The 26,849-nt window shown below is 66.3% G+C and carries 23 protein-coding genes, 2 rRNA genes and 3 pseudogenes; 4 read left to right on the top strand and 24 right to left on the bottom strand.

Annotated features, from left to right (window positions below; all coding sequences use genetic code 11):
- Position 1 precedes the first annotated feature (1 nt).
- Positions 2 to 295 (bottom strand): metalloregulator ArsR/SmtB family transcription factor, encoded by a 294-nt coding sequence (locus tag ABZ293_RS22105; protein WP_355183337.1) that lies wholly within the window; start codon positions 293 to 295, stop codon positions 2 to 4.
- Between the two features lie 85 nt (positions 296 to 380).
- Positions 381 to 1,334 (bottom strand): Lrp/AsnC family transcriptional regulator, encoded by a 954-nt coding sequence (locus ABZ293_RS22100; RefSeq protein WP_355183335.1) that lies wholly within the window; start codon positions 1,332 to 1,334, stop codon positions 381 to 383.
- 81 nt (positions 1,335 to 1,415) lie between these two features.
- Here ABZ293_RS22100 and ABZ293_RS22095 point away from each other — a divergent pair, with 81 nt between their 5' ends.
- Positions 1,416 to 2,246 carry an NAD(P)H-binding protein gene (locus tag ABZ293_RS22095; protein ID WP_355183333.1) on the top strand — a complete coding sequence of 277 codons (831 nt, stop codon included), beginning with the start codon at positions 1,416 to 1,418 and terminating at the stop codon, positions 2,244 to 2,246.
- A gap of 34 nt (positions 2,247 to 2,280) precedes the next feature.
- Here the strand turns inward: ABZ293_RS22095 and ABZ293_RS22090 are convergent, their stop codons facing one another.
- The 5 genes and pseudogenes from ABZ293_RS22090 to ABZ293_RS22070 all read right to left on the bottom strand — a co-directional run.
- Positions 2,281 to 3,006, bottom strand: coding sequence for an anti-sigma factor (locus ABZ293_RS22090; protein WP_355183331.1), 726 nt, complete (start codon positions 3,004 to 3,006; stop codon positions 2,281 to 2,283).
- Entirely contained in the window at positions 3,006 to 3,665 is a 660-nt protein-coding gene (gene sigK / locus ABZ293_RS22085; protein WP_354958073.1) for an ECF RNA polymerase sigma factor SigK, read from the bottom strand. The genes ABZ293_RS22090 and sigK overlap by 1 nt, the downstream gene beginning before the upstream one ends.
- 321 nt (positions 3,666 to 3,986) lie before the next feature.
- The gene (gene der / locus ABZ293_RS22080; RefSeq protein WP_355183329.1) at positions 3,987 to 5,399 is read right to left on the bottom strand and encodes a ribosome biogenesis GTPase Der; all 1,413 of its coding nucleotides are present in this window, start codon (positions 5,397 to 5,399) and stop codon (positions 3,987 to 3,989) included.
- Positions 5,396 to 6,106 (bottom strand): (d)CMP kinase, encoded by a 711-nt coding sequence (gene cmk / locus ABZ293_RS22075; RefSeq protein WP_354958071.1) that lies wholly within the window; start codon positions 6,104 to 6,106, stop codon positions 5,396 to 5,398. The genes der and cmk overlap by 4 nt, the downstream gene beginning before the upstream one ends.
- A gap of 32 nt (positions 6,107 to 6,138) precedes the next feature.
- Positions 6,139 to 7,002 (bottom strand): annotated as a pseudogene (locus ABZ293_RS22070) (pseudouridine synthase); the annotation flags it as partial.
- A gap of 168 nt (positions 7,003 to 7,170) precedes the next feature.
- Between ABZ293_RS22070 and ABZ293_RS22065 the strand changes: the two are divergent.
- Positions 7,171 to 7,572 carry a hypothetical protein gene (locus ABZ293_RS22065; protein ID WP_355183327.1) on the top strand — a complete coding sequence of 134 codons (402 nt, stop codon included), beginning with the start codon at positions 7,171 to 7,173 and terminating at the stop codon, positions 7,570 to 7,572.
- 186 nt (positions 7,573 to 7,758) lie between these two features.
- Here the strand turns inward: ABZ293_RS22065 and scpB are convergent, their stop codons facing one another.
- The 9 genes and pseudogenes from scpB to ABZ293_RS22020 form a co-directional block, all read right to left on the bottom strand.
- The gene (gene scpB / locus ABZ293_RS22060; RefSeq protein ID WP_355183449.1) at positions 7,759 to 8,406 is read right to left on the bottom strand and encodes an SMC-Scp complex subunit ScpB; all 648 of its coding nucleotides are present in this window, start codon (positions 8,404 to 8,406) and stop codon (positions 7,759 to 7,761) included.
- Positions 8,407 to 9,109: 703 nt separating this feature from the next.
- Positions 9,110 to 9,928 (bottom strand): segregation/condensation protein A, encoded by an 819-nt coding sequence (locus tag ABZ293_RS22055; RefSeq protein ID WP_355183447.1) that lies wholly within the window; start codon positions 9,926 to 9,928, stop codon positions 9,110 to 9,112.
- A 515-nt stretch (positions 9,929 to 10,443) separates the two neighbouring features.
- A complete protein-coding gene (locus tag ABZ293_RS22050; protein ID WP_355183445.1) occupies positions 10,444 to 11,352 on the bottom strand; it encodes a ParA family protein in 909 nt (302 codons plus the stop codon).
- A 374-nt stretch (positions 11,353 to 11,726) separates the two neighbouring features.
- A complete protein-coding gene (gene xerD / locus ABZ293_RS22045) occupies positions 11,727 to 12,683 on the bottom strand; it encodes a site-specific tyrosine recombinase XerD (RefSeq protein ID WP_355183325.1) in 957 nt (318 codons plus the stop codon).
- Between the two features lie 5 nt (positions 12,684 to 12,688).
- Positions 12,689 to 13,351, bottom strand: coding sequence for an NUDIX hydrolase (locus ABZ293_RS22040; RefSeq protein ID WP_355183323.1), 663 nt, complete (start codon positions 13,349 to 13,351; stop codon positions 12,689 to 12,691).
- Complete coding sequence (locus tag ABZ293_RS22035; RefSeq protein ID WP_354958067.1) at positions 13,352 to 15,073, bottom strand: CTP synthase; 1,722 nt, start codon at positions 15,071 to 15,073, stop codon at positions 13,352 to 13,354.
- Between the two features lie 267 nt (positions 15,074 to 15,340).
- On the bottom strand, positions 15,341 to 16,288 hold the full coding sequence (locus tag ABZ293_RS22030) for a copper transporter (RefSeq protein WP_355183321.1): 948 nt from the start codon (positions 16,286 to 16,288) through the stop codon (positions 15,341 to 15,343).
- Positions 16,285 to 17,499 carry a putative cytokinetic ring protein SteA gene (gene steA, locus ABZ293_RS22025; RefSeq protein ID WP_355183319.1) on the bottom strand — a complete coding sequence of 405 codons (1,215 nt, stop codon included), beginning with the start codon at positions 17,497 to 17,499 and terminating at the stop codon, positions 16,285 to 16,287. Before steA ends, ABZ293_RS22030 begins: the two co-directional genes overlap by 4 nt.
- Positions 17,500 to 17,614: 115 nt before the next feature.
- Positions 17,615 to 17,836: pseudogene (locus tag ABZ293_RS22020) on the bottom strand (ABC transporter permease); the annotation flags it as partial.
- 166 nt (positions 17,837 to 18,002) lie between these two features.
- Here ABZ293_RS22020 and ABZ293_RS22015 point away from each other — a divergent pair.
- On the top strand, positions 18,003 to 18,422 hold the full coding sequence (locus ABZ293_RS22015; RefSeq protein ID WP_355183317.1) for an SRPBCC family protein: 420 nt from the start codon (positions 18,003 to 18,005) through the stop codon (positions 18,420 to 18,422).
- A 7-nt stretch (positions 18,423 to 18,429) separates the two neighbouring features.
- Here the strand turns inward: ABZ293_RS22015 and recN are convergent, their stop codons facing one another.
- From recN to ABZ293_RS21990, 5 genes are read right to left on the bottom strand one after another with little or no spacing between them, the layout of a single operon-like run.
- The gene (gene recN / locus ABZ293_RS22010; RefSeq protein WP_355183315.1) at positions 18,430 to 20,199 is read right to left on the bottom strand and encodes a DNA repair protein RecN; all 1,770 of its coding nucleotides are present in this window, start codon (positions 20,197 to 20,199) and stop codon (positions 18,430 to 18,432) included.
- The gene (locus ABZ293_RS22005) at positions 20,177 to 21,166 is read right to left on the bottom strand and encodes an NAD kinase (protein WP_354958061.1); all 990 of its coding nucleotides are present in this window, start codon (positions 21,164 to 21,166) and stop codon (positions 20,177 to 20,179) included. Before ABZ293_RS22005 ends, recN begins: the two co-directional genes overlap by 23 nt.
- Positions 21,163 to 21,984 (bottom strand): TlyA family RNA methyltransferase, encoded by an 822-nt coding sequence (locus ABZ293_RS22000; RefSeq protein ID WP_355183313.1) that lies wholly within the window; start codon positions 21,982 to 21,984, stop codon positions 21,163 to 21,165. Before ABZ293_RS22000 ends, ABZ293_RS22005 begins: the two co-directional genes overlap by 4 nt.
- A gap of 1 nt (position 21,985) precedes the next feature.
- Positions 21,986 to 22,330 (bottom strand): hypothetical protein, encoded by a 345-nt coding sequence (locus ABZ293_RS21995; RefSeq protein WP_355183311.1) that lies wholly within the window; start codon positions 22,328 to 22,330, stop codon positions 21,986 to 21,988.
- A 13-nt stretch (positions 22,331 to 22,343) separates the two neighbouring features.
- A complete protein-coding gene (locus ABZ293_RS21990; protein WP_355183443.1) occupies positions 22,344 to 23,240 on the bottom strand; it encodes an HAD-IIA family hydrolase in 897 nt (298 codons plus the stop codon).
- A 294-nt stretch (positions 23,241 to 23,534) separates the two neighbouring features.
- Between ABZ293_RS21990 and ABZ293_RS21985 the strand changes: the two genes are divergently transcribed.
- Positions 23,535 to 24,398: a hypothetical protein gene (locus tag ABZ293_RS21985; protein ID WP_355183309.1), complete on the top strand. Its 864-nt coding sequence runs from the start codon at positions 23,535 to 23,537 to the stop codon at positions 24,396 to 24,398.
- A gap of 232 nt (positions 24,399 to 24,630) precedes the next feature.
- Here ABZ293_RS21985 and ABZ293_RS21980 read toward each other — a convergent pair.
- From ABZ293_RS21980 to ABZ293_RS21970, 3 genes and pseudogenes are all read right to left on the bottom strand, one after another.
- A pseudogene (locus ABZ293_RS21980) lies at positions 24,631 to 25,302 on the bottom strand (hypothetical protein); the annotation flags it as partial.
- Positions 25,303 to 26,462: 1,160 nt separating this feature from the next.
- A 5S ribosomal RNA gene (rrf, locus tag ABZ293_RS21975) occupies positions 26,463 to 26,579 on the bottom strand.
- Positions 26,580 to 26,699: 120 nt separating this feature from the next.
- Positions 26,700 to 26,849, bottom strand: a 23S ribosomal RNA gene (locus ABZ293_RS21970); the annotation flags it as partial.

Raw genomic sequence — 26,849 nt, 5'->3', positions numbered from 1 at the left:
GTCAGAGAACGCGGTGGAGTTCTTCGGTGAAGGCCCGGATGCGGGCATCGTCGCGGCGGTAGTACGTCCACTGGCCGCGCCGGGTGACGCTGAGGAATCCGGCGCGCTGCAGGACCGCCAGATGCGCCGAGATGGTCGACGCCGAGGTCCCCGCCTTCTGCTGGATGAGGCCGACGCACACGCCGAGCTCGGCCGTATCCGGGCCGCGTTCCGGGAAGTTCGCATCGGGATCCTTGAGCCACGCCAAGATGTTCAGCCGAGTCTCGTTCGCCAGCGCCTTGCACGCGTCGAGCACATCCACCTCCCTTCGGTATTTCGCTAATTAACGAACTTACGCCGCCGACGACAGCTCGGCACCGTGACACAGACCACGCCGGGTGTCAGAGAACCAGGGATCCTGCGCGTTTGACGGTCCGAATGACCGGAGCCGATTCGACAGTGGCGATTCCGGGTAGCTCGGCGATGCGTTCGGTGAGGTAGCGGCCGAGATCGTGCGGGTCGCGGCAGTTGACGGCCGCCACCAGGTTGGTGGCACCGGTGGTGAGCGCGGCGAAGGAAATTTCGGGGTGGCGGGCCATGGCTTGTCCGACGGTGACGGCGGCGGCCGGTCGGGTGGTGATCCAGAGGCGGGCTTCGGTGCCGAAATCGAGTGCGGCGGAAGGGATATCGAGTTGGTAGCGCAGGATTCCATTGCGGCGCATGGTGTCCATGCGGCGGCGAACCTTGGTTTCGGACCATTGGGTGGCGGTGGCCAGGTCGGAGTAGGGGGTGCGGCCGTCGTGGTTGAGGGCGCGCAGGAGGGTTCTATCGCCTTCGTCGAGGTGCAGGGGGCCGTCTTCGGGGTCTGCCGGAGCGGGGCGCAGGTGGTCGACCTGGTCGGAGGTCAGTGCGGCGAGGCCTTGCCAGCGGTCGGGCAGCATGAATCCGCGCAACAGCAGATGGGCGGACATGGCAACGATTCGACTGGTGCGTGGAAGTTTTTGCAGCAGTAGGGTTTCCTGCTCTTCGATACTGCGGGTCTGCACCGTGCAGGACACCTCGGTCCCGGCAGAGAGCAGATAGACATACGACGTATCGTCACGGGCCGCAAGGGCTTTTGCGACCGATCCGGCGGCGTCCGGAGTGCAGCGCAAGCGGATCGTCCATTGGACGTAGCCGAGACGACGGCCGTCGACCAGTCCGATCACCCTGAGCGCGTGGGCATTTCGGAGCTGACGATAGCGACGGGCGACGGTGTTCTCGGAGACGTCGAGCACTTCGGCAATGGTTCGAAAGGACGTCCGGCCGTCGATCTGCAGCGCGTGGACAATGCCGCGATCGACGGTATCCATCATCAGATCTCCATTTCTGACGGTTTCCAGCGATATTAGCCCTAACACTGGTGGAAGCCACTTCCCCGTCCGCACGATCGTGGCATGGCCAAGAACATCCTCGTCCTCGCCGCCAGCGGAAATGTCGGCAAGCAACTCGTCGCGCAACTCCGGGCGGCCGGTCACCACGTGCGCGCAGGTACACGCAACCCGGCGACCGTCGAATTCCCGGCCGACGTGCAGGTAGTACGCGCCGAATTGTCCCAACCCGAAACCCTGATCGGCTGCCTCGACGAAATCGACGCGGTCTTCCTGTTATGGCCGCTGCATACCGGCGCACAACTACCGAAGGCGCTCGACATCATCGCCGAGTACGCCCATCGCGTGGTGTTCCTCGGCACCGGCGGGATCCCGGACCTGAGTTTCGAGGACCAGGAAAGGCTGGTACACGGCTGCGGCATCGAATCGGTGGTGATCCGGCCGAGCACCTTCGCCGTCAATACGCTCTGGTGGGCCGATCAGATCCGCACCGGCGACATCGTGCACGGCAGCCATGGCGCGTTGCCGATGAGCCTGATCCACGAGGCCGATATGGCGGCCGTAGCGGCCCGGGCGCTCACCGAAAACAGCCATGCCGGAACCACTTACACGCTGACCGGACCGGAAGTGCTCACCCGGGTCGAGCAGGTGCGGGTCATCGGCGAAGTACTCGAGCGACCGTTGCGCTGGGCCGAACTCACCCGTGAACAGGCCCGGCAGCGGCTGCTCGCCGACAAATCCTTTCCCGACTCATTCGTCGACGTCCTGCTCGACGGCTACGACAAGATGATGAGCGCACCACGACCACGGACCACCGCCACCGTCGCCGACCTCACCGGTCGCCCGGCGCGGTCCCTGGCCGAATGGGTATCCGACCACCGCGCCGACTTCCGCTGACCGCACGGCGGCGCAACACCCCACTCGGCGAAGCTCAGGCGAGTCCGAGGCTCACGATCGGTGTGCTGGTCGGCCGGGCGGAACCGCCTGCGGGCTCGACCGTCATGGCCAGGGTATCGACGGTATCGAAGCGGGTGAGCACCGACGGAGCGGCGGCCGACACCACCACCGCGACCGAATGCGGCACCCCGTCCGCGGACACCAGCCAGACCTGATAAGTGCGCCCATCCGGTGGTGCCGGAATACCGTCGAAACTCACCATCGCGGTGGCGATCCCGGTGGAAGTCCGCACCGTGAGCGCGCCGCCGAAGGACACCGGGATCAACCGCGTCCGCAAATCGGGCTGCGCGAGCATCAACTCCGTGCTCACGCCGCGCGCAGGAGCTGACGTGGAGTGCAGCATCACCATCGCGACGCCCGCACCGAGCGTGATGATCACCGCGGCGGCCGCCGTCACCCAGCCCAACCGCCCGCGCCAGCGGTGGCGGACAGGGTGGTGATCGGTACCCAGAGATTGGTCGAGCGCCCGCAGCAGTGCATTCTCGAGCTCTGGCGGCGGCGCCATGGCGTCGACAACGGTGAGCGAGGCCAGCACTTCCCGCAGGTCGTACACCGTGGTGGCGAACTCGGCGGCGATGGCCTCGTCCGCATCCTCCAACCGGCGTTCGATACGTCTGCGCTCGATCGTGTCCAGCGAATCCAGTGCATACGGGTAAGCCAGGTCGAGCAAGTCCGCGGCCGGTCGGTCGTGGTCGCTCATCAATTGTCACCTCCGGACAGACAGTGTGCGAGACGTTTGAGCCCGTCCCTGATCCGGCTCTTGATTGTGGGCAGCGGGACCGCCAGCTGTTCGGCCACCTCGGGATAGGTTCGTCCGCTGTAGTACGCCAACGCCAGCGCCTCCCGCTGCATCTCGGTCAAGGTCTGCAGACAGCCGAGCACGGCTTCCGCATCGAGATGCTGATCGACCGCTTCGGCGACGACGTCGTGATCACGTCCCAAATGCGTATGCCCGTAGACGATGTCGCGGGTCGACGCGGCGCGCTCGCGGCGAACGCGGTCCACCGCGCGCCGATGCGCCAACGTCATCAGCCAGCCCATCGGGCTGGAAAGGGTGTGGTTGTAGCGTTCGGCCTGCGACCACACCTGCAGATATACCTCCTGCACAACCTCTTCGGCCTCGGCGTGGCTGCGCAGGACGCGCACCGCCATACCGAAAACACGGTGACTGGTCTCGCGATAGAACTCGGTGAAGGCGTCGCGGTCCCCCGCCGCCACCGCCCCGAGCAGATCGATCAATTTCCGATTGTGCTCGGCCTGCTCGGCCCCCCGATGCAATGGACAGTAACCGATGGGCGAATCTCCGTCGGCGGCATCGGTGCGCAGGGGGATGACGATGAACTCCGAATCACGAGTCATGGGCACCTCCTACCTGGTAGTTGGCGGGGCACTATGGACATCGGATGGATCGACTGCGGCAACACTCTGAACTCGACTCCTGACCAGGTAGGGGCCATATTGGAGATGGCCTGCTGGTCGAACGGTCCGGGGCAGGCCTCGGCATTCGAACTCAAAGGAGTTCGCGTCGCTACACGAAGCAGATCGGTCGAATACCAAACTAAACCCGAGTACCGAAGTTCACTAGAGGTTTGCCGAAGTCAGGCGTTTCGCATGCGCGAGAGAACAGAACGGACGCCGTTGCTTCGCAGCGGCGTCCGTTCTGTCGGCGAGGTGCGGAGGTTATTTCTTGCGGTCGCGCTTTTCCCGGACGCGCACCGAGATGCGGACCGGGGATCCATCGAAGCCGAATTCCTCGCGCAGACGGCGCTCCAGGAAGCGGCGGTATCCGGCCTCCAGGAATCCCGTCGTGAAGAGCACGAAGGTCGGCGGGCGGGTGGTCGCCTGGGTGGCGAACAGGACGCGGGGCAGGCGGCCGCCGCGCATCGGCGGCGGTGTGGCCGCGATGACTTCCTTGAGCCAGTTGTTCAGGCGACCGGTGGGGATGCGCTTATCCCAGGATTCCAGCGCGGTCTCCATGGCGGGCACCAGTTTTTGAACGGCGCGGCCGGTATGCGCGGAAATATTGACGCGCTGCGCCCACGGCACCCGGACCAGGTCGCGGTCCACTTCCCGGTCCAACTGCAGGCGGCGGTCCTCGTCGACCAGATCCCACTTATTGAAGGCGAGCACGAGCGCGCGACCGGAATCGGCGACCATGCTGATCACCCGCAGGTCCTGTTCGGTGATCGGCTCGGAAGCATCGATCAGCATGATCGCGACCTCGGAGGCCTCCAATGCCGCCTTGGTGCGCAGCGACGCGTAGAACTCCATGCCGCTGGCGTGGGAAACCTTGCGCCGCAGCCCCGCGGTGTCGACGAACTTCCAGATCCTGCCGCCCAACTCGACCAGCGAGTCGACCGGGTCGACGGTCGTGCCCGCGACATCGTGCACCACCGAGCGCTCGTCGCCGGAGAGCTTATTGAGCAGGCTGGACTTGCCGACATTCGGCTTGCCGACGAGCGAGACCCGGCGTGGGCCGGTGCCGCCGGTGCCCTCGCGCGGCGTCTCCGGAAGGACCTCCAGTACGTCATCGAGCAGGTCGCCGGTGCCGCGGCCGTGCGAGGCACTGACCATGCGCGGTTGGCCGAGGCCCAGCGACCACAACGCGGCCGCTTCGGCCTCGACGCGCTCGTCGTCGACCTTATTGGCGACCAGGAGCACCGGGATCTTGGAGCGGCGCAGCTTCTTCACCGCGGCCTCGTCGGTCGCGGTCGCGCCGACGACGGCGTCGACCACCAACAGGATCGCGTCGGCGGTCTCCATGGCCAGTTCGGCCTGGCGGGCGACCGACTGCTGCAGGCCCTTGGCATCGGGCTCCCAGCCACCGGTGTCCTGCACCAGAAAACGCCGACCCGCCCAACTCGCCTCGTAGGAGATGCGGTCGCGGGTTACTCCCGGAATATCCTCGACGACGGCCTCGCGGCGTCCGAGAATCCGGTTCACCAGGGTCGACTTGCCGACATTCGGGCGCCCGACGACCGCGACGGTCGGCATGGCGATATGTTCTTCGTCACCGAACTCGTCGAGATCGGCCATCTCCCAATCGGATTCGTCACTCCAGACGCCGTCGCCCGCGAGCACGTCCTCAGTCACTGTGCACTTCCCGTCCGGCCAACCGAAACCTGCCGCACCACAACGCGATACAGCTCGTCGATGACCTCATCCATATTCAGCTCGCTGGTGTCGACCAGCACCGCGTCGTCGGCCGGACGCAGTGGGGACACCGTGCGGGTGGAGTCGAGGGTGTCGCGCCGCTGCACATCGGCGAGCACGGCCTCGTAGTCGTCGCCGCGGCCTTCGGCGATGTTCTGCTGGTTGCGGCGCTGGGCGCGGGCCTCGGCGGAGGCGGTGAGGTAGATCTTGGCGTCCGCCTCCGGCAGCACGACGGTGCCGATATCGCGTCCCTCGACCACGATTCGCGATGCGGCAGAAGCGATTTCACGCTGCATCGCGACCAGCAGATCGCGCACCTCGGCCACCGCGGACACCGCGGAGACCGCCTTGGTGACGGCGTTGCCGCGGATCTCCGAGGAGACGTCCTCACCATCGAGCAGGATCACCTCGCGGCTGGGATCGGTGCCGATGGTCAGCGGCAACTCCTTGACCGCGGCACTGATCTCGGCCGCGTCGCTCAGCTCGACACCGGCACGCAGCACGCGCAGCGTCGCGACGCGATACATGGCACCGGTATCCAGATAGCTGGCGCCGAGCCGGGTGGCCAGTCGACGCGAGACGCTGGATTTGCCGGTGCCCGACGGCCCGTCCATGGCAACGACCAGCGGCGTGGTGCCATCAACCATCGCAGGGACCTCCACGGGAATCTCTACACCGTTCACAACGACACCGCCTCATAGAGTTTGCCGACTTCATCGCGACCGATCACGCGCAGCGTGCCAGGCCGTTGATCGCCGAGCGCGACCGGACCGATATTGGTGCGCACCAACCGGGTCACCGGATGGCCGACCGCGTCCAGCAGTCGGCGCACGATGTGCTTGCGCCCTTCGTGCAACACGATCTTGACCAGCGAACGTCCCTCATTGATCTCCAGCACCTGGAACTTATCCACCTTGGCCGGACCGTCCTCGAGTTCGACACCGTCCCGGAGGCGCTTGCCGATCCCCTTGTGGACCTCACCATTGACCGTCGCCAGATAGGTCTTCTCCACCTGGAACGACGGGTGCATAAGCCGATGCGCGAGATCGCCGTCATTGGTGAGCAGCAGCAGGCCCTCGGTGTCGGCGTCGAGCCGACCGACGTGGAACAGGCGCTGACCGGCCGCGATGCGTTCGGCAACAATATCGCCGACACACGGACGACCCAGATCGTCGGACATGGTGGACTGCCAGCCCTTGGGCTTGTTCAGCGCGAGGTGGACCAACTCCTCGCGCACCATGACGCGGGTGCCGTCGACGCGAACCACCGCCTGCTGCGGATCGATCCGCAGGCCCTGTTCGGTGACGATCGCGCCGTCGACCTCGACTCGGCCTTGGGCGATCATCTCCTCGGCCGCGCGGCGCGAGGCGACACCGGCCTTGGCCAGCACCTTCTGCAGCCGCTCGCCCTCGCCCCACGGCATCTTCTCGTGGCCGCCCTCGGCGGGCTGATCGACATGCTGGCGCTTGGCAGGCTTGGCATTGCTCAGCAGCGGGGCGGCGACGACCTTCTTCTGCGGCTTCGGGGCCTTGGCCTTCTTACCGACGGGCGCGGACATCGCGGCCGAAGCCGGGCGACGCGACGGATTACCTTGCTGCGCAGCGCTTCCCGATGTGTAACCGCGCGAACCGGTGGCACGCGGGGCCGAGCCGCCCTGTGCGGCACCGCGATAGGCGTCACCGCGCGAACCGCGCTGATCGGAGCTGGCGCCGTGCGACGAACCGCGGTAACCCGAACCGCCCTGCGCCGAACCGCGGTAGCCGCTGTCCTGGGAGGAACCGCGGTAGCCGCTGTCTCCTTGCGTCGAGCCGCGGTAGCCGCCGCCCTGCGACGAGGAGCCACGCCGATCGGCGCCACCTCGCGTGGAACCGTATCCGCCGCTCGGTGCGGCACCGCGGTAGCCGCCGCCACGCTGATCGCCCTGCGACGAACCTCGGTAGCCGGAGCCGCGCGCGGAGCCACGGTAGCCATCGTCCTGCGCGGCACCGCGGTGACCGCCGCCGCGCTGATCGCCCTGCGACGAGCCGCGGTAGTCCGAGCCGCGTGCGGAGCCGCGGTAGCCGCTGTCGTCTCGGGACGAACCGCGGGAGCCGCGATCGCCGCCGCTGTGTGAATCTCCCCGGTAGCCACTGCCCCCGTGCGAGGAGCCGCCCCATTCGGCCCCGCGCCGCGTACCTCCCCGTTGCGCCGAACGCGCGTCGCGTGTGCTTCGGTCTGCGCCGCCCCGTCGGGGCTGGTCGCTTCTGTTCCTACGATCCGGTGTGCCATCTCGGCGAGCGGGCGTATTCATGTTGTCCTGTCAGTCTTCTTCGGTACCGAGATCCAAATCGGTCTCGGCGGATTTCTTCAACCTGGTGTAACGGGGGTCCGTCTCCAGGCTCTCGTTGATCTCGTCGATCAGGTCGACGCCCGGCAGTAGGGGCGCCAGTGGCGGCAGGTCGGTCAGCGATGCGAGTCCGATCCGTTCCAGGAACAGTTCGGTCGTGCGGTACTGCGTGCCGTTCGTCTCCGGGTCCACCCCGGCCTCGGCGATCAGTCCGCGAGCCAGCAAGGTTCGCATCACGCCGTCGACGTTCACGCCGCGCACCGCGCTGACCCTGGTCCGGGTCACCGGTTGGCGGTATGCCACCACCGCCAGTGTTTCCAATGCCGCCCGTGTCAATTTCGAACGCGCACCGTCGAGCAGCATCCGTTCCACATAGGGCGCGTACTCGCTGCGAGTATAGAAGCGCCAGCCGTCACCCACGAAACGCAGGTCGATGCCACTGGCCCGCGCGGACAGTTCCGCCGACATCGCGAGCAGTGCCCGCTCCACCCGCGCCGGGCTGTCCCGCAACGCGTCGGCCAGCAGTTCTACCGGCGCCGGAGCATCCACGATGAGCAGCATCGCCTCCAACGCCGATCGGAATTCGTCATCATCCAACGGCTCCGGCGTGAGGTCCGCCACTGTCTCGCCCGCACCCGACTCATCCGCACCCGATCGCGCCGCGACGGCAGATTTCGCGCCTTCGACGCTCTCACCGGACGGCTCATCACCTGACGCACTCGACGGTGCGCTCGTCCCCTCCGCGTCAGCAGGCACTGCGCCCACCGCACTCGACAGTGCGGCACCGTCGGTCGGTTCGCCGGGGCCGCTCGGCGACGACTCATCCGCACTCGTCCCCTCCGCATCGGCGGGCGCTCCGCCCGCCGCGCTCGACGATGCGGCATCACCGGTTCGTCCGCCCAGGCCACTCGACGACGGCTCATCTGCAGCCGTCGACTCCACATCGGAGGGAGCTGCACCCCCCGCACTGTCGCCGCGTTCACTCGGCGCCAACTCGTCGGCATACGCCCGCGCCGCATCAGCGGGCACTGCGTCCAACCCACTCGACGGTGCGGTGTCGTCGGTTCGCCCACCGACGGCACTCGGCGACGACTGGTCGGCACTCGTCGCCTCGTCATCAGAGGGAGCCGTGTCCTCGGAGCGCTCGCCCGGCACGATCGCCGCGCTGTCCTCGACGTCTCTTGATCGCGCATCCTCGCCAACGACGACACCGTTGTGCTCCACCAGGGCCGCGGCGTCTTGGGTGCGCTCGCCGAACTCCTCGCTCACGACCGCGCCTCGCTAGCGCCCGGTTCCGTCGTGCGCTGTGACATGGTGCGCTCGCTCACCCGTAGTCCTCCTCGATGGTCACAGTGTCGGCGGTCTCGTCCTTCGGGTCGCCGGTCCAGCTCACCGAGAGCGGGCCGAGCGGGTCGGGTTGGTCGAACTCGATGGTCTTGCCTCGGTACAGCTCGAGCAGGGCCAGGAAGCGGGCGACGATCTGGATCGGCACTTTGCAGTCGGCGACGAGTTCGCCGAAGGTCGTCCAGCCGCCCGGTCCGCGCAGTTTGAGCTGTTCGAGCACGAGCGCGGCCTGTTCGGCAACCGAGAAGGCGTGCTGGTGCAGATGGTCGAGTCCGACCTTGGGTGCCGGTCGGGGCCGGAAGGCCGCGGCGGCGATCGCGGCGAATTCGTGTGCGTCCACCCCCAGCGTAACCTCGGGCAGCAGGTCGGCGAAGCGCTCCTCCAGGCCGACCGCGCGCGGGTAGCGGCGCAGCGCGACCGCTTCCAATTCGCCGAGCAGTTCGGCGACCTGCTTGAACGCGCGGTATTGCAACAGCCGGGCGAAGAGCAGGTCGCGCGCCTCGAGGAGTTCGAGATCTTCGGCGTCGGTCACCTCACCCGATGGCAGCAGCCGGGCCGCCTTGAGATCGAGCAATGTGGCCGCAACGACCAGGAATTCGGTGGTCTGATCCAGAATCTTGTCGGCGCGCAGCGTGTCCTGCTGCCCGATGCTCGCGGTCAAGGCCTTGGTGTAGGCGATGAACTCATCGGTCACCTGATGCAACGCAACCTCGGTGACATCGAGCTTGCGCGAACTGATCAGATTCAACAGCAGATCGAACGGCCCTTGAAAGTTGCTCAGCCGCAGCTGAAACCCCACCTGCCGCGCCGATGCCGCATCGGCGCCAGCCGGGTCGGCCGATCCAGCAACCGGATCACCAGGCACAACGCCGGAATCGCCCGGTGCCGAGGCCGTGCCCGATGCGCCACCGGAAGCGCGACGCGCCGCAGGAACATCGTCCGCACCCGCCTCTGCAGCACGCCGGGCATTGGCATCACCGCGCGACGCGTCCGCACCACCGCTCGGTCTGCCGACACGATCGTGCTGCGCGACATCGGAATCACGCTCGTCCCTGTAAACCTCGTGCGCAGGGGCATCCACCTGCGCAGCACCAGGTGCCCCCAGCACCGCCTCGGAACCCCCCTGCACTACCGCCGATTCCCCCTCATTTCCAGGTCTACCAGGGAGATCATCTTGCGCGGCAGCGGAATCACGCGCACCCGTATGGTCGGCCGACACGGCACGCCCGGCGCCGGAGCCCTGATCGGCGAACTCACCAGACTCCGAGCCGAGCGTATCCGCATTCGTCGATGGCGCCGGTTCAGTACCGCCGATCACCGGCCGGACCGGTGGATGACTTCCCGCGCCATCGCCCGATATGCTTCGGCCCCACCGGATTTCGGTGCCCATGTGGTGATCGGTTCACCCGCGACGCTGGCGTCGGGAAAGCGCACGGTCCGTGCGATCGCCGTGTCGTACACCAGATCGCCGAAGACCTCGACGACACGCGCCATGACCTGGCGCGAATGTAGTAGCCGCGCATCGAACATGGTCACCACGATGCCGTACAGGCTCAGCCGCTGGTTGAGGCGGTCGCGCACCTTCTCCACGGTGTCGTTGAGCAGCGCCAGCCCACGCAGCGAGAAGTATTCGCATTCCATCGGAATGATCACGCCGTCGGAACAGGCCAGCGCATTCACCGTCAGCAGCCCGAGCGAGGGCTGGCAGTCGATGAGGATGTAGTCGTAGCGGTCGCGCACCGGTTCCAGTGCACGGCCCAGGGTCTGTTCCCGGCCGACCTCGTTGACCAGCTGGATCTCCGCGGCCGACAGATCGATATTGCTCGGCAGCAGATGCAGATTCTCGACGCGGGTCTCCATGAGGACGTCGTCAATGGAGACCTTGGATCCGATCAGCAGGTTGTGCACGGTCAGATCGAGATCGTGGTGGGCAACACCCAGTCCCGCCGACAGCGCACCCTGCGGATCCAGGTCGACCAACAGCACCCGACGGCCGAACTCCGCGAGCGCGGCACCGAGGTTGATGGTCGAGGTGGTCTTGCCGACACCACCCTTCTGATTGCACATGGCCACGATGAGGGCATCGCCGTGCCGCTCGACCGGTGGCGGCTCGGGCACGATGCGCAGCGGACGCCCGGTGGGACCGAGCGTCGCGTCTTCAGGGACGGGTTCGGCGCCGTTGCCCCACAGCGTCTCCGCCGCGGCCTCCGAGTACGGACCCATCCGGGGACCCGTAAGCGGCTGCGCCCCAGCACCCATCGGCGGCTCTGCCGCACCGGCTGTCGTCACGATCCGCTGCTCCTTATACGTTCCTGCCCGTTGCCTTCGCCCGACTCCGGCATCATCTGCCCGAGCGTAGCGAGGCCGATCAGGCCCGACCTCGCTTTCGTACGGTCCAGCTCTCGATAGACGCTACCGCTTGACAGCGCAAGACCCACGCTCGGACACGCGACACCCACGTTTACCTGCACGAGCGTTCACTCCCCTGACGCCGATCCGGTTCGTCGTCGAAACCGATATCGACCCGGACGATACCCGGTGCGCGGATCCGCCCCGCACACCTTACTTGTCCGCCGCGCCCGGATTCAGCGCGCTGGCTAGCGGGCACGCGGGTGGGCGGTGGCCCAGACCTCGCGCAGGGTGTTCACGGTGACGAGGGTGTAGATCTGCGTGGTGGTCACCGAGGCGTGCCCCAGAAGTTCTTGGACCACACGCACATCGGCGCCGCCGTCGAGTAGATGTGTTGCGAAGGAATGACGCAGGGTGTGCGGGGATACGGTGGCGCCGATACCAGCACGCTCGGCGGCGGTCTGCAGCACCTGCCATGCACTCTGCCGCGACAGCCGTCCGCCGCGTGCGTTGAGAAACAGCGCACCCGCAGTGCCTTTTCCATTGGCGGCGAGCACCGGCCGCCCGCGCACCAGATACGCCTCGACCGCGGCGAGCGCGGGCCTGCCGATCGGGACCATCCGCTGCTTGCCGCCCTTGCCGTGCAAGACCACCGCACGCTCCTCGGTGTCCAGGTCGTCCACATCGAGTCCGACCATCTCCGAGATCCGCGCACCGGTCGAATACAGCAACTCGAGCAGTGCGCGGTCGCGCAATCCGCGTGGCCCGCCATCGGTTCCGGCCCCATTCGCCTCGGCATCGCCGATCGGCCCGCCCCCCGCGGCCTCCAGCAACCGCAGAACCTGGTCGTACGGTAGGGCTTTTGGCAACCGGCGGCCCGGCGCGGGCGGTTTCACCGTATGTGCGACATCGGTGCTCGTCATTCCCTCTGCGGCAGCAAAACGATGCAGTCCACGCACCGCGATCAGCGCACGGGCGACCGAACTGGCGGCCAGCGGCGGGTGGGCGGCCCCACCCGCCCGCAGCACCATGGTGAATTCCGCGACATCGGATTCGCCAACCTGCTCGAGCGCCGTAATGCCGCGTCCGGTCAGGAAATCCCGATACCGGTCGAGATCACGGCGATAGGCGCCGAGGGTGTTGCGCGCGGCGCCGCGCTCGACCGCGAGATGGTCGAGATAGGCCTCTAGTTCGCGCGCGAGCACCCTCGTCAGTCTTCGGACTGTTGCCGCGCCGCCTTGCGGCGCAGGAACGCGGTCGACTGTCCCGGCCACGGCGCGTCGGCGGGACGCAGTTCGGTCCCGCCCGCCCGGGCGGCGGCAAGGGCGAACACACCGGCAACCGCCGTGGCATTGACGATCTCACCGGCCAACGCGGCCCGCACGGCCTCCTCGACCGGCATGCGGACCAGTTCGAGATCCGCCTCCTCCAACTCCGGTTCGGGCCGGTCGGTTTCGTACAGGCCGCGCGCGAAATACACCCGCAGCGCCTCATCGGTGAAGCCGGGCGAGAGCGCGACATCCACCAGCACCGCCCATTCCCTGGCGGCCAATCCGGTCTCCTCGGCCAATTCGCGCTTGGCCGCTTCGAGCGGATCCTCACCGGGTACGTCGAGCAGACCCGCGGGCAACTCGAGCAGTCGAACGCCGATCGGATGCCGATACTGCCTGATCAACACCACATTGTCGGCGTCGTCGATGGCCGCGACCGCGACCGCGGCATGGTGCTCGATCACCTCGCGTTCGACCACCCGCCCGCCCGGCATGGCCACCTCGTCGAGCCGCAATGCGAGAATCGCGCCGCTGTACACGGTCTTGCTCGCCACTGTCTCGAAATCGTGACTGCCCGGCCGGGCTCCCCCGTTATCACTCATTTACGATGCCTGATCTGCGTTCGCGAACTCTTCGTCCGGGATATCGACCGGAAGCCGCTCGGCCAGTTTATATTTCAACGCCGCGGAGATCAGCGCCGCGAACAGTGGATGCGGCCGGGTCGGGCGGCTCTTGAGTTCGGGATGAGCCTGGGTGGCCACGAAGAACGGGTGCTTGTCCGCGGGCAGCTCGACGAATTCGACCAGATGCCCGTCGGGCGAGGTGCCGCTGAACTTCAGACCGCTGGTGGCGATCTTGTCGCGGTAGGCGTTGTTCACCTCATAGCGATGCCGGTGCCGCTCCGAGACCTGCTCGGTGCCGTAGGCCTGCGCAACAACCGACCCCTTCAGCAGCGTGGCCGGGTAGGCGCCGAGGCGCATGGTGCCGCCGAGATCGGCCTCACCGGCCACGATGTCCTTCTGGTCGGCCATGGTGGAGATCACCGGATGTGGTGTGTCCGGCTCGAATTCGGCCGAATTGGCCTCGGCCAGACCGACCGAGCGCGCGGCCTCGATGACCACACACTGCAAACCGAGGCAGAGCCCGAGCAATGGCAGCCCGCGGGTGCGGGCGTAGGTGATCGCGCCGACCTTGCCCTCGATGCCGCGAATACCGAATCCACCGGGAATGAGCACCGCGTCCACATCGCGCAAAGCGGCCTGCGCGCCCGCCGGGGTCGCGCACTCGTCGGACTGCACCCAGTGGATATTCACCTTGGCCCGCGAGGCGAACCCGCCCGCGCGCAATGCCTCGGTGACCGACAGGTACGCATCGGGCAGATCGACGTACTTGCCGACCAATGCGACCTCGACCGTCTCCCGCGGCTGATGCACCCGATCGAGCAGATCGCCCCATACCGTCCAGTCCACGTCCCGGAACGGCAGCCCGAGCCTGCGCACCACATAGGCGTCCAGACCCTCGCGGTGCAGCACCTTGGGAATGTCGTAGATCGACGGCGCGTCCGGGGTAGAGATGCAGGCGTCGACATCGACGTCACACATCAGCGCGATCTTGCTCTTGAGCGCCTGGGGCACGTCACGATCGCAGCGCAGGATGAGCGCGTCGGGCTGGATACCGATATTGCGCAGCGCGGCCACCGAGTGCTGGGTCGGCTTGGTCTTGAGCTCACCCGAGGGCGCGAGGTAGGGCACCAGCGATACGTGCAGGAAGAACACATTGTCCCGGCCCACGTCGTGGCGGATCTGCCGAGCCGCCTCGAGGAAGGGCTGCGATTCGATATCGCCGACAGTGCCACCGATTTCGGTGATCACCACATCGGGCACCTGCCCTTGCAAATCCGGGCCCTGCATGGCGAGTATGCGACTCTTGATCTCGTCGGTGATGTGCGGAATCACCTGGACCGTGTCACCGAGATATTCGCCGCGCCGCTCCTTGGCGATCACCGACGAATAGATTTGCCCGGTAGTCACATTCGCGTCCCGGGACAGGTCCCGATCAAGGAACCGTTCGTAGTGACCGACATCGAGATCGGTCTCGGCGCCGTCTTCGGTGACGAACACTTCTCCGTGCTGGAACGGATTCATGGTGCCCGGATCGACGTTCAAGTACGGGTCGAGTTTTTGCATGGTCACCCGCAGTCCGCGCGCGGTCAGCAGCTGACCGAGGCTGGAGGCGGTAAGACCCTTACCCAATGAGGAGGCGACACCACCGCTGACGAAGATGTGCTTCGTGGCCGTTCGCGCCTGATTCCGTGTATGACCCACGGGTCTTCACGGTAACACGAAAATGCTGGTCTGATCACCCGCCACGCACGTTTGCCACCAAGTCGCTGCCTTGGCTCGGCCGAGCGTCCGGTGCCGTGTGTCGCGGCCCGATGGTGCCCCGTTCCGAGCGACCGCGGCTCGCCGCTTACCTCGGATGCGCTGCGGCCACTCGGAAATGAGCCGGATTGTGAACGGCGCTCGGAGATCTCGTGCACAGTGGTCGAATCGGCCGAATCCGGATCGGTCTCGGGCTAACCAGAGCGCGGATCAGCTCTGCGGAGCGGCGTTGATTGTGAGGGAGGTCGCCTTGGTTCCGGTTCCGTATCGGCCCGCGCCGCCGTTGAGCTGTTCGCTCAGTCCGAGGACGGTGGTGACGCGCCCGATCTCGCGGTCCAGATTGTCGACGGTGGTGACCGCGGTGGCCAGCGCGGCGTCGGAGCGGATGATCGCGATGGGGCCCGGATTGTCGGCGGCACCGGATCGGCCAGCGAGCACCACACCCGCGCCGCGGCCGCGCAGCGCGCCGGTGAACCGGGCGATATTGCTGCCCTGACCGTTTTCGCTGGCCTTCGCGCCAGCTCCGGTGACGACCACCGCGAGGTTGGCGGGGTGCGCCGGAGTGTCGCCATAGGCGAGGAAACCGCCGCCACGCAATGTCTCCAGCACCAGGCTCAGCTCCTGCGGGGTACTGCGCGGTTGTGCGTTCGCGGGGTCGAGCAGCAGCACCAGGCCGAGCAGATCGCCCGCCATACTGCCCTGATCGACCTGTCCGGTGCGCAGCTGCGCGCCCGCCGGAATGACATTGGTGATCGCGGTGCGCATCCGGTCGCCCTCGGCGGCATCGATGAAGGGGTCGGTAAGTGCGATGCGGCCGGCTACGGTGGCGCCGGAGGTTTCCAGATCCTTCGCCACCGCCTCGACATCGGTGGGTTCGGCGTCGGGGGTCGTGAAGACGATGACGCTGCGGTCGGTGAGGGTGCCGCCGAGGATCCGGCCCGCCGAACCGGCGATGAACCGGTCCGCGGCAGTCATTTCATCGGTGAGCCGTCGGTTCCGATCGGTGGCCACATCGAGTTGCTTGCGCAGATCTGATTTATCGGCGCGCAGTCCGGACAGCAGGTCCGCCGCCACGGTCTGTGAGCCGAGCACCACGCCGAGGGCGAGGGCCAGGAAGATCGCGACGATCGAAACCGCATGCTGCCGAAACGAAATCATCGGTTCCCTCCCGCGCCTATCTGGCCCTGGGCCCATAGCGCGAACCGATTCCAGATGTCGGTGGCCCAGTCCAATGCCTCGGCACCGGTATTCGAGGCGAGCATGACTACGATCACCGCTAGCAGGGCGGCTAGCACGACCATCGCGATGGCGGTTCCGGAGACCCGGTTTCGGTAGAGCGTCGCGACGGCCTTGGCATCCACGAGTTCAGTGCCGATTTTAAGTCGCGTCAGGAAGGTCGCCGGATTGCTGTCGCGGCGGCCCCGATCGAAGAAGTCGTCCAGCGATGCGGCGGCGCCCGCAGTCACGATCAGCGCCGCACCATGGTGGTGGGCGAGCAGCAGGGCCAGATCGGAGGCTGCGCCGGACGATGGGAATGTCATCGCGCCGATGCCGAGATCCTGGATGCGTTCCAGCCCCTTGGCCTCGCCGTCGGTATCGGCGGGCAGGATCATCTCGGCGCCGCATTTCAAGGTGGCGGTGGTGATTTCGTCCGGGTCGCCGACGATCAGATCGGGGCGGTACCCCTGCTTCATCAACGTATCCGCGCCACGACCGACCCCCACCATGATCGGCACGTACTCCTTGATGAACGGCTTCAGACGCTTGAGATCGTGCGCATGGTCCGGGCCGTCGGCCACCACGACCACATGGCGATGCTTCATCTCCAGCTCGAGTTCCGGCACACCGATGCCGTCGATGAGCAGCGCGCTCTCGGTGCGGATGAACTCGATCGTATTGCCCGCGAAGGCCTCCAGATGATCGGCCAGGCCGTTGCGGGCCTCGATCATCCGCTCGGCGATATCGGATTCGGTCAGCTCGATGCCCGTGACCAGAACCTCGGGCACCTTCTTGACCAATTTGTCGGCGTAGACGACACCCTCGTCGATGCGGACCTTGGTGCCGTCCTTGATCTTGAACGCATCCGAACTCACGGTGTCCAGCAGCAGAATCCCGTTGGCGACCAACACTTCCGGTCCCAGATTGGGGTAGCGGCCAGAGATCGATGGCGAGGTATTCACCACCGCGACCACGCCCGCCTCGACCAGCCGATCGGCGGTGAGCCGATCCAGATCCATCTCATCGAGTATTACGACATCACCGGGCCCGACCCGCTTCAGCAAACGCCTGGTGTTGCGGTCAACCCGAGCTATTCCGGTTAGCCCGGGCAGCGCTTCGGTGTTCTTCGACAACAACGCCAACATCTTCATGGGCCCGATCTTCGCCGCAAACTCTCAACCATTGATGGAGGCGCGCCGCACCATCTACCACATTCGTCACTGTGATAACAGGCGGCACGCCCCCGGATACCAACTCGCGCCCTGCTCAGAAGCAGCCGGCAACCAATCGGCGTTCCACGACGGCGAAGACGGCATCGCCGATCTTGCCGAGCAGTGCGAGCAGCACTATTGCCAGCAACATGATGTCGGTTCGCCCACTTTTCTGGCTATCAATCAGCAAAACCCCGCCCCGCCATGAATCGATCAGCTCCGCGGCCACCAGGAAGAGCCAGCCGTTGGCCAAGCCGAGACGCAAACCGTTCACCATACGGGCAGTTGGATGGCGCCCCAGCGCAAGCGTGACGACGGCACCGCCGTGATTCGAAGTCGACCGACAGAAGCCCGACACAATGTGATCCGTGTGACAGGGCTCACGACGAACTCAGACAGTACCCGTATGCTGCCGGTCACAGATATCTCGAAGAGGAGACACTATGGCCAGCAGCACCGTCGACGTCGTCATCGCGGCACCGCGCGATGTCGTCTACAAGTTCTTCACCGAGCGGGACAGTATCAACCCGTACGTTCCGGTGGACTTCACATTGAAGAGGCCCGGCACCCCTGCACCGAACGGCGTCGGCGCGCAGTACCTGATCGGCAAGGGCGGAGTCGGCATCGTCGAGGAGACCACCAAGCTGGTCCCCGGCGAGCTGATGGAGTACAAGATCGTCAAAGGCGCGCCGGTGAAGCGCCACGTCGGCACCATCACCTTCGCCGACGCCAATGACGGCACCCTGGTCTCCTACACAATGGAGTCCGAACCCAGCCTTCCCGTCCCCGCCAAGGTCGTCGAATTGGGCCTCGAGAACCTCATCAACCAGTTCATCAAGGGCGCGCAAAAAGCCCTGGGCTGAACAGTCGTCAGGCGATAGCGCGCTCGGCGCGGGCCGTTTCCAGAAGTTCCTCGGCATGGGCTCGGCCGGTTTCGGTGTCGTCGAGACCGGCCAGCATGCGGGCCAGTTCGATGACCCGCTCGTCCTTGGTCAGGGCGCGGACACCGCTGTTGACCTTGCCCTTGCCGTCATCGGATTTGTCCACCACCAGATGGGTGTCGGCGAAAGCGGCCACCTGCGGTAGGTGGGTCACCACGATCACCTGATGGGTGCGGGCCAGCCGGGCCAATCGGCGACCGATCTCGACCGCGGCCCGGCCGCCGACACCGGCATCGACCTCGTCGAAAACCATGGTTGCGCCGTGATCCGAACTCGCGAGCACCACTTCGAGTGCGAGCATCACGCGCGAGAGCTCACCGCCGGATGCGCTCTTGCTCAAGGGCAATGACTGCGCGCCGGAATGCGCCGAGAGCCGGAACTCCACTTCGTCGACACCGGTCGACCCCGCGTGCAGTTCCGTACCGTCCACCGTCAGCGGCGCCGAGTCCTGCGGGCTTGCGGTCAGCGGCCGCACCACGACCTCGAGTTTCGCCTTGCCCATTGCCAGGCCGCCGAGTTCGGCGCTCACCGCCGAGGCGAGCTTGCCCGCCGACTTCGTACGCGCGGCAGTCAATTTGCGGGCCGCCTCACGAACCCGTTCCGCGGCGATATCCACCTCCGCCGCCAATGCGGCCAAGGCCTCTTCGGAGACATCGAGCGAGCTCAGACGCGTGCGCGCCGCATCGGCCCATGCGATCACCCCGTCGATATCCGGTGCGTACTTGCGAGTCAACGACTTCAATTCGGCCTGCCGGGTGAGCAGCGAATCCAAAGCGCCGGGGTCCGAAGGCAGATCCGCGAGATAGCCACTGAGTTCGGTGGTCAGATCGACGATCACCGCAATCGCCTCACCGAGTCGCGGACCGAGTCCGGTCAGCGCCGGATCATCGGCCGATTCGATGCGGGACCGCGCGGCGCCGAGCAATTCCAGTGCGCCCGAACCATCTTCGGGCGAATCGGCGGGACCGGCCAATGCGTCGTGCGCCACCGCGGCGGCCTCACGCAGCGAATCCAGATCGCTGAGCCTGCGCACCTCGTCGACAATGCGCACATCCTCACCGGGTTCCGGTGCGATGGCGTCGATTTCGGCCAGCGAATGCTTGAGCCGGTCGGCCTCCAGCGCGAGTTCCCTACTGTGCGCCGTACGTTCGAGCAATTCGGTGCGGGCAGCCAACCAGGATCGCCGCTGCACCTGGTACTTACGCAGCAGCGGGCCGACCGCATCGGCCGCGAACTGGTCCAGCGCGGACAACTGCTGATCCGGACGCTGCAGCCGCAGTTGGTCGTTCTGGCCGTGCACGGTCAGCAGCGGTGCGGTGAAATCGGCGAGCACCGAGGCGGGTACACCGCGCCCGCCCAGATGCGCGCGGGAGCGTCCGTCACTGCCGACAGTGCGGATCGCGATGATGCTGCCGTCGTCATCGCGTTCGGCCGCGGCCGATTCCAGTACTTCCTGCACTTGCTTCTGCGCGGTCGTATTCACCTCGTCGACGGTGAACCGTCCCTCGACCACGGCGCGCGCCGCACCCAACCGGACCCGGCCCGCATCGGCCCGCGCCCCGCTGAGCAGGTGCAGGCTGGTCACCACCATGGTCTTACCGGCGCCGGTCTCACCGGTCAGAACCGTGAGCCCGGCATGGAATTGCGCGGTGGCCGTCGATATGACGCCAAGGCCGTCAATCCTGATCTCTGTCAGCACGTGTGCTCTCCGTTCGCCGTCGGCCACGCCAGCCTGTCACGGGCAATTGGAACTTGCGCACCATCCGGTCGGCGAACGGCGCGGAATCCAATCGCACCCAGCGCACCGGTTCGGCGCCGCGGACCGCCTCGAGCCGCCCGCCCTTGGGCAATGCGAGGGTCCGCCTGCCATCCAGGAAAACTATCGCATCATGGCCCGCCGCAACCGATTCGACAGCGATCCTGGACTCCGGACTGGTCACCAGTGGCCGCGCGAACAGGGCGTGCGCATTGCTCGGAATTACCAGCAGCGCTTCGAGTTCCGGCCACACCACCGGGCCACCCGCGGAGAACGCGTAAGCGGTCGAGCCAGTCGGTGTGGAGATGAGGATGCCGTCGCAACCGAATTGCGAGACCGGACGCCCGTCGACCTCGAGGACAACCTCGAGCACACCCATCCGCGCAGCGTTCTCGATGCTGGCTTCGTTGAGCGCCCACCCGGTTTCGACGATCTCGTCGTCCACCCGGACGGTGACATCGATGGTCATCCGATGTTCGAGGCGATAGTCACCGCGGACCACGCTCGCCAATGCCTCATCGAGATGCTCGGCCTCGGCCTCGGTGAGAAATCCGATGCGACCCAAGTTGATTCCCAGCACCGGCACCCCGGCGGGCCTGGCCAATTCGGCCGCGCGCAGGAAAGTGCCGTCACCACCGAGCGATAGGACCATCTCACAACCGACCGCCGCGTCCGGGCAGTGCTCGACCACACTCGCGGGATATCCGCCCGGTTCCGCCACCGCCGTCGCGCCCGGCGCACAGTCGGTATCGAACCGGGTACTGTCCGCCTCGTCCGCGAGCACGCGCAATCCGATGCCCGCGTCGGCGAAGATCTTCGCGACGCGATGGGCGGTCTCGATGATCTCCGCCCGGCCCGGATGCGAAACCAGCAGAATCTCCCTGGATTCGGCCGGTGTCAGCGCGTTCACTGTGGACCCTCCTCAACCGCACGCTCAACGAGAGCCGCGACCTGTTCACCGTCGTACTCGAACTGCCCGTCCTTACGCAGCCACAGAAAGTATTCGACATTGCCCGAGGGACCGGGCAGCGGGCTGGCCACCACCCCGGCGGTGCGCAACCCCAACTCGGCGGCGGCGGCCGCGACATCGCACACCACTTCCGCGCGCAGTGCGGGATCACGCACCACACCGCCGGAGCCTACCCGCTCCTTGCCGACCTCGAACTGCGGCTTCACCATGGGCAGCAGATCGGCGCCCGGCGCGCTGCAGGCCGCGAGCGCGGGCAGCACCAGAGTCAGCGAGATGAACGACAGATCACCGACCACCAGTTCAACGGTGCCACCGATGGATTCGGGGGTGATGGCGCGGACATTGGTGCGGTCGTGGACTCGCACCCGGTCATCGTTCTGCAAGCGCCAGATCAGTTGGCCGTAGCCGACATCGACCGCGACGACCTCCCGCGCCGCCTTCGAGAGCAGCACATCGGTGAAGCCACCGGTCGACGCACCGGCATCCAGGCAGCGTTTACCCGCGACAGTCAATCCCTGCGGTTCGAACGCCGCCAGCGCTCCGAGCAGCTTGTGCGCACCGCGTGATGCCCACGACACTTCGTCGGGCTCCTCGCGCACGATCAACGGCGTGCCCGCCTCCACAGCGGTCGCCGGTTTTACCGCGACCGTTCCAGCAATCAGGACGCGGCCCGCACCGATCAGCTCGACCGCGTGTTCTCGCGATCGCGCCAATCCGCGGCGAACCAATTCGGCGTCCACCCGCGCACGTCTGGCCACCTCAGATCTTGTCCACCGTGGCCAGGGCCTGGACGAGCACCTCATGTGCCTGCTCCAGGATGCGGGCGCGCCGGGTGATATCGGCGCCGGAATCGGAGTCGGTCGTCGGCGGGGTCGCCGCCACTCCGGTCCAGGCCGGACGCGCATCGAGTTCGGCCAGCAGCCCGTCGATCTCGGCGCGAATCTTCGCGGGGTCGGCAGGCTCCTGGCGTCCCGGTCCGCCCGGCAGATGCTGGCCGGGCAGCGGCGGCCCGGGACGGGGTCCGTTCGAGCCGGGACCGTAGGTACCGGGGCCATGGGGCTGGGGCGTACCGGGTCCGTTCGGGCGAGGCATCGGAGTAGTCATCGTGGGTTCAACGCTATCGGATTTCCGAACCGGACGCGCGCACCGTTATGGCTCGTCCCGGGTTACGCCGTAAGCGTTCCGCCAAGTCGGCGGCACCCTCGCTCGGGTCGTCGTCGACCGACGGGTGATTCAGTGCGTCCAACGACTCCGAGATATAGGTCGGGATCCGGTCCGCAGCGGCGTCGCGCAGTTCGTCGAGGGTGCTGACGCCGGTCAGGACCAGTAGGGATTCGAGGCCGACGCGGTTGGCGCCCTCGATATCGGTGTCCAGGCGATCGCCCACCACCAGCGCGCTGCGCGTTCCGGCGCGCACCAGGGCATCCTCGAGCAGTGGCGCATAGGGTTTGCCCGCCACCAGCGGCTCGCGGCCGGAGGCAGCGCGCAATGCGGCGACCATGGCGCCGTTGCCCGGTGCCAGTCCGCGCTCGTTCGGCAGGGTCTTATCGGTATTGGCGGCGACCCACAGCGCGTCCGCGCTCAATGCATAGGCCGCCTCGGCTAGGTCCGGCCAGGCGGTTTCGGGCGAATGTCCTTGTACGACAGCGTCGGGCGCGGCGCCATTGAAGCGCCGGATCGAGCGCAGCCCGACGGCGTCCACTTCCTTGGCCAGGTCATCGGTGCCGACGATCAATACGGTCGCGCCGGGATCGAGCCGCTCCGCCAACAACCGCGCCGCCGCCTGCGCACTCGTCACGACGTCATCGGTATCAGCCACGAATCCCAATTCGACCAAATGCCGGGCGACCACGTCCGGACCGCGACTCGCATTATTCGTGACATACACAAGTCGCTGCGGCACAACGAAATCCGCCAATGCCTCCGGCGTGCCCTCGATCACCTCGGGCCCGCGATACAGCGTGCCATCCAGATCCAGCAGGAGGGCCTCATACCGATCTCGTAGCCGCTTCACACCACTCTCACTCCATGTCACCGACCGGCACCTTGCCGTGTTCCCGGGGCAGGCTCGATCGCTGGGCCCACGGTTCCTCGGCAGCGACCGAGTCATTCGAACCCTACGCCAGCCCGCCGACAGGAGAATGAGGGCATCGACCGGCAGTGCACCCCAAGCACTTTCCGAACACTCGCCCAGATCGCCAGCGCGTTGCGCGACATCACCAACCGTGTCGAAGCAACTCGCCGCAGTCACCTTGCCCACTGATCGCTATCGAACAAATTTTCGATTTCCCAGCGTACGTTGGCTGCCATGGTCAGCTCTCAACACGAGGCAATGCATCGCCTCTTCCAGCACGACCCGGGCACATTCGCCCGCGCCTTCCGCGCTCTCGGGCTTCCTTTCCCCGAGCCGCTCGAAGTGCTCCTGCTGTCCACAGATCTGACCGAACCCGCCCCGGTCGAGCGAAGAGCCGACACCGTACTGCGCGTCTCATCCGCACAAGGACAGTTCCTGCTTCTCGTCGAGGCTCAAAGCAAACACGACCCGACCAGACCAGCAGCCTGGGCGTATTACGTCGCTTTCCTGCACGCGAAATACGTCCTTCCGATCGTCCTCCTCGTCGTGTGCCAGGACCGAGTAGCCGCGAGCTGGGCACGAGGCCCGCTCCCGATCGGTATGCCGCAATGGACCAGCCTGACCGTTCATCCACTCGTTCTCGGGCCGCACAACGTGCCACCGGTGACCGAGGTAGAGGTCGCCGCCTCCGACATCCCGCTCGCCACATTGTCGGCGATCACGCATGCCAAGGAGGAATGTGCCGGTGCGATACTGGAGACGCTGGCCGCAGCACTGCGGAGCACTGGAGGAACCCCCGAACACAACATCTTCGCCGAGCTCACCGAACTAGGGCTCGGCGACAGCCCAGCCGCCGACATCTGGAGAAAGCTGATGAGCCTGGATCTCTCGTTCTTCCGTTCCCCCACCTCCCAAGCCATGCGCGCCGAAGTTCGAGCCAACTACATTCTGCGAGTACTGGATCGACACGGAATCCCCGTATCCGATGAGATTCGTACTCGTGTGTTGACGTGCACAGATAACGCGATACTTGACCAGTGGTTCGATCGCGCCCTCACCGCAACCGACGCCATCGACTTGTTCGGCAACGAGTCCTGATGCGTCGACCACACGCCCTGGCGCAGAGCAACCGACGCGAAGTAGCGGTGCTCGGTGATGTCGTTGATCGAATTCTTGCGCGTAGAGATCTGAACCAATTGGAAAAGTGGCTCGATCGTGCGCTCGAAACAAAGGTGGCGGACGATTGTTCGTCGACGGCTACAGCCTCGAGCGGGACGCGTGTCGACGGGACGTCTGAAACCAGCGGCTCGGTATCAGACGTCCCGATTCTCTACAGATCGCTATCGCCGGTTAGTTCTTCGGCGCGTTCCTCGGCATCGGTTTCACCGTCGAGGTCGGCGGAGGCGGCGTTGAGGAACCAGGTGAGGCCCTCGGCGGTGCGGCCTGCGGCGACCAATGCGTCAGCGTAAGCGTAGAAAAGGCGCGCGGCGGCCGAGCCCGTGCGGGACGGGTCCAGTTCCGAGGTTTGCAAGGTGACCACGGCCTGGTCGTATTGGCCGAGGTCCATGCGAGCGCCCGCGACGACAATGCGCAGTTCGGTGGCCTCATCACCGCGCAGGGCGCGGGCCTCGTCGCTGCGGCCCAATTCGATGGCGCGTTCGGGGCGTCCGAGGCCGCGCTCACAGTCGGCCATCACGGCAAGCAGACCGGAGCCGCCGGACATCCGGCGGGCGGTACGTAGTTCGGAAAGGGCCTCGGCCCATTCACCCGCGTGGTAAGCCGTGACGCCAGCGGTTTCGCGAACCACGGCAATGCGACCCGCACGTTGGCGCGCGGCTCGCGCATGGGCCAGAGCAAGACGCGGGTCGTCATCGATCAGTCGAGCCGCCATCACGAGGTGGCGGGCGACCGATTCGGCATTGCCTTTATCCAGGCTCAGCAGATCGCGGCGCACCTCGACTTCGAGATCGGTCGCCTGAACGTCATCGGGCAGATCCGGCTCTTCTGGGCGCGGCGCACGACGATCCGCCGAGCCGCCCCCGGCGCGTGCGCCTTCGCCGCCCCGTCGGCGGTCCTGCGAGTCATCGCCGCGCTGCGTCCAACCGCCACGCTGGCCCGAACCGCCACGGCCACCGGAGTCACCGCCCCGACCGAAACCGCCCCGCTGACCAGCATCCTCACGCCGCTTGAACCCACCGCGCTCACCGGCGTCGCCACGCTGACCCGAGTCGCCACCCCGCTTGAAACCCCCACGCTCGCCGGAGCCACCCCGACTGAAGCCACCGCGATCACCGGAGTCACCACGGCTGAAGCCACCGCGCTCGCCCGAGCCACCGCGGCCATAGCCGCCACGATCACCCGAATCACCACGGCTGAAACCGCCACGATCACCAGAGCTACCCCGGCCCGAATCGCCTCGCTCCCCCGAGCTGCGACGGTAACCACGGTCACCGGAGTCACTGCGCTGACCGGCATCACCACCGCGTTTGAAGCCACCGCGCTCACCGGAACCACCGCCACGCTGTCCCGAGTCCTCACGGCGACTGAAGCCGCCGCGGTCCTGGGATCCACCGCGGTCACCCGCGTCACTACGGCCGAATCCGCCCCGCTCACCAGAATCGCCACTTCGCTTGAAGCCACCGCGCTCACCGGAACCGCCGCGAGCAAAGCCGCGGTCGCCGGAATCGCCGCGCTGGTCGGAGTCACCGCGATTGAAGCTGCTGCGGCCACCGGTGCCGCCACGTTTGAAGCCGCCACGGTCATCGGAGTCGCCGCGTTTGAAGCCACCGCGCTCGCCCGAGCCGCTGCGGTTGAAACTGCCACGGTCACCCGAGCTTCGAGCGCTCGAGTCGCCGCTGCGTTTGAAGCCAGCGCGTTCGTCGGAATTACCTCGGTCGGTGGAGTCGCCGCGAGAAGCACTGCCTCGATCGCGGTCAGGACCCTCGTTGCGCTGGCCGAAGCCGCGCTCGGGACCGCCCCGCCGGAAGGACTTCCGGCCGTCGTTCTGTTCCGACACGGTGGCCCCCTTTCTAGGTTCTGCCAGAGGTAGTCGAACCCCTGAATTCAATCACGTGTCGGCGGTCGGACCCCGAGCACGGCTTAGATTTAGGTGCATAAACGACGATAGGGGACCCAAGTTTGGGTCCCCTATCGTGAAGGATGTTCCGGCGGTGTCCTACTCTCCCACACCCTGTCGAGTGCAGTACCATCGGCGCTGGTGGCCTTAGCTTCCGGGTTCGGAATGGGACCGGGCGTTTCCCCACCGCTATAGCCGCCGTAACTCTATGAAACTATCCACAGAGAGCCAGAAAACCACAACCCTCCAGGGGTCGAACGGTTTCTGTCTACCTGTATCTGTGTGTTGTTTCAGATACCGCACAGTGGACGCGTAGCTTCTTTGTTGGTAAGTCCTCGGCCGATTAGTACCAGTCACCTACACCCGTTACCGGGCTTTCAGTTCTGGCCTATCAACCCCATGGTCTGTGGGGGGCCTTAACCACTCAAAGGTGGTGAGAAACCTCATCTTGGAACAGGCTTCCCGCTTAGATG

The organism is Nocardia sp. NPDC005998 (assembly GCF_040614395.1).
Lineage (GTDB): Bacteria > Actinomycetota > Actinomycetes > Mycobacteriales > Mycobacteriaceae > Nocardia.
Note: the sequence above shows the minus strand (reverse complement) of the source record. Positions and strands in the feature narration are given on the sequence as shown.